The organism is Streptomyces sp. (assembly GCF_031178505.1).
In the GTDB taxonomy this organism is placed as follows: domain Bacteria; phylum Actinomycetota; class Actinomycetes; order Streptomycetales; family Streptomycetaceae; genus Streptomyces; species Streptomyces gulbargensis.
The window spans coordinates 1-2,989 of record NZ_JAPSIW010000820.1 but is presented as its reverse complement, the minus strand read 5'-3'; the positions used below and the strand labels follow the sequence as shown (position 1 = coordinate 2,989).

General features: G+C 71.1%; 2 protein-coding genes. One reads left to right on the top strand and one right to left on the bottom strand.

From position 1 onward, the window contains the following. On the top strand, positions 1–2,234 hold a 2,234-nt coding region (locus RIF68_RS32880), incomplete at its 5' end, for an HAD-IC family P-type ATPase (protein ID WP_309055057.1). A gap of 13 nt (positions 2,235–2,247) precedes the next feature. Here RIF68_RS32880 and RIF68_RS32875 read toward each other — a convergent pair. Next, positions 2,248–2,820 carry a dihydrofolate reductase family protein gene (locus RIF68_RS32875; protein WP_309055055.1) on the bottom strand — a complete coding sequence of 191 codons (573 nt, stop codon included), beginning with the start codon at positions 2,818–2,820 and terminating at the stop codon, positions 2,248–2,250. Between the last annotated feature and the right edge of the window lie 169 nt (positions 2,821–2,989).

Genomic DNA, 2,989 nt, shown 5'->3' with positions numbered 1-2,989 from the left:
GCAACGTCCTCACCCGCTTCAACGCCATCATCGGCGTCCTCTGGGTGATCATGCTGTTCGTCGCGCCGATCCAGGACAGCCTCTTCGGCTTCGTCATCCTCGCCAACACCGGCATCGGCATCATCCAGGAGCTCCGCGCCAAGAAGACCCTCGACGGGCTCGCCGTCATCGGAGAGGCCAGGCCCACCGTCCGCCGCGACGGCCTCTCCGGCGAGATCTCCACCTCCGAGATCGTCCTCGGCGACCTCATCGAGCTCGGACCGGGCGACAAGGTGGTCGTCGACGGCGTCGTCGCCGAGGCCGACAGCCTGGAGATCGACGAGTCCCTCCTCACCGGCGAGGCCGACCCGGTCGTGAAGCAGCCCGGCGACACCGTCATGTCCGGCTCCTTCGTCGTCGCCGGCGGCGGCGCCTTCACCGCCACCAAGGTCGGCCGCGAGGCCTACGCCGCCCAGCTCGCCGAGGAGGCGTCCCGCTTCACCCTCGTCCACTCCGAGCTGCGCAGCGGCATCTCCACCATCCTCAAGTACGTCACGTGGATGATGGTCCCGACCGCGACCGGCCTCGTCATCAGCCAGCTCGTCGTCAAGGACACCGACTTCAAGAACTCGATCGCCCGCACCGTCGGCGGCATCGTCCCCATGATCCCCGAGGGCCTGGTGCTCCTCACCTCCGTCGCCTTCGCCATCGGCGTCATCCGGCTCGGCCGCAAGCAGTGCCTCGTGCAGGAGCTGCCCGCCATCGAGGGCCTCGCCCGCGTCGACGTCGTCTGCCTCGACAAGACCGGCACCCTCACCGAGGGCGGCATGGACGTCACCGAGCTGCGGACGCTGAACGGCGCCGACGAGGCTTACGTACGGAAGGTGCTCGGCGCGCTCGGCGCGTCCGACCCGCGCCCCAACGCCTCCCTCCAGGCGATCATCGACGCCTGCCCCGACGCCGAGGACTGGCGCTGCGTCCACGCGCTGCCCTTCTCCTCCGCCCGCAAGTACAGCGGGGCCGCGTTCAGCGAGGGCAACGGCGAGGAGTCCGCCTGGCTGCTCGGCGCGCCCGACGTGCTGCTGCCGCCCGGGGACCCGGTGCTCACCGAGATCGACCACCTCAACGAGCAGGGCCTGCGGGTCCTGCTGCTGGCCCGCACCACCCGCGAGCTCGACTCCCCCGACGTGGCCGCCGACACCCGCGCCACCGCCCTCGTGGTCCTGGAGCAGCGGCTGCGGCCCGACGCCGCCGACACCCTCGCCTACTTCGCCGACCAGGACGTCGCCGCGAAGGTGATCTCCGGCGACAACGCGGTCTCCGTCGGCGCGGTGGCGGGCAAGCTCGGCCTGCCGGGCGCGGAGAACACGGTCGACGCGCGGAAGCTGCCCGACGACCGGGAGGAGATGGCGAAGGTCCTCGACGGGAACGCCGTCTTCGGGCGCGTCACCCCGCAGCAGAAGCGGGACATGGTGGCCGCGCTCCAGTCCCACGGGCACACCGTCGCCATGACCGGGGACGGCGTGAACGACGTCCTCGCGCTCAAGGACGCCGACATCGGCGTCTCCATGGGCTCGGGCTCGGAGGCGACCCGGGCGGTCGCGCAGATCGTGCTCCTGAACAACAGCTTCGCCACCCTCCCCTCCGTGGTCGCCGAGGGCCGGCGGGTCATCGGCAACATCACCCGCGTCGCCACCCTCTTCCTCACCAAGACGGTCTACTCGGTGCTGCTGGCGATCCTGGTGGTCTGCACCCAGGTCGAGTACCCGTTCCTGCCGCGGCACCTGACCCTGCTCTCCACCCTCACCATCGGCGTCCCGGCCTTCTTCCTGGCCCTCGCGCCCAACAAGGAGCGGGCGAAACCGAACTTCGTGCGCCGGGTGATGCGGTACGCGATCCCCGGCGGCGTCATCGCGGCGGCGGCCACCTTCACGACGTACCTCCTCGCCCGGCACCACTACACCGGCCCGGACGCGCTGAACGCCGAGACCAGCGCCGCCACCCTCACCCTCTTCCTGGTGTCCATGTGGGTGCTGGCGATCATCGCCCGCCCCTACACGTGGTGGCGGATCGCCCTGGTCGCCGCCATGGGCGGCGCGTTCCTCCTGGTCCTCGTCGTGCCCTGGCTCCAGGAGTTCTTCGCCCTGAAGCTGGTGGGTGCGACCATGCCGTGGGCGGCGGTCGCCGTGGCGGCGGCGGGAGCGGCGCTCCTGGAGGCCGCCTGGCGGTGGGTCGACCGGAAGGTCCCGGCCTAGAGGGACCGCCGCCTCAGCGGACGACGTCGAAGACGTTCTTCTGGACACCGTTCGCGTACGCCTCGTGCTCGACCAGCCGGAGCTTCCGGGCGTCCTTGTCGGCGGTGCTGAACAGGCGCTTGCCCGCGCCCAGCAGGACCGGGAAGACCACCAGGTGGTAGCGGTCGATCAGGTCCGCGTCGGCGAGGGCCCGGTTCAGGGTGGCGCTGCCGTGGACGATGACCGGGCCGCCGTCCGTCTCCTTCAGGGCGGCGACCTCGTCGAGCGAGCGCAGGATCGTCGTCTCGCCCCAGCCGGTCACCAGGTCACCGTCGGCGAGGGTGGTCGAGACGACGTACTTCGGCATGACCTTGTAGCCGGCGAAGTCCTCCATGCCGGGCCACACGGCGCTGAACGCCTCGTAGCTGACCCGGCCGAGCAGCATGGCCGAGGCCTCCTCCTGCTCGCGTCCCTTGATCTCGTACGCCTCGGGCAGGAACGCGATGTCCTTGAAGGTCCAGCCGGCGTTCCGGTAACCGGGCTCGCCGCCCGGCGCCTCCATGACACCGTCGAGCGAGACGAAGGCGGAGCTGATCAGGGTACGCATCGGAGATCCTCGGGTCCGGGGGCACGCGGCCCCGGTGTCGGTCGCCCGGTGGCGGGCTTCTGGCAGGTGAGACCGGCAGCCCGCCGGAAACTCATCGGTCGGCGGCGGGCTTCCCCGCGCCGGGGCGCCCCGCTCGTGTCTTGTCGATCAGGCCGGATCAGGAAGCGGC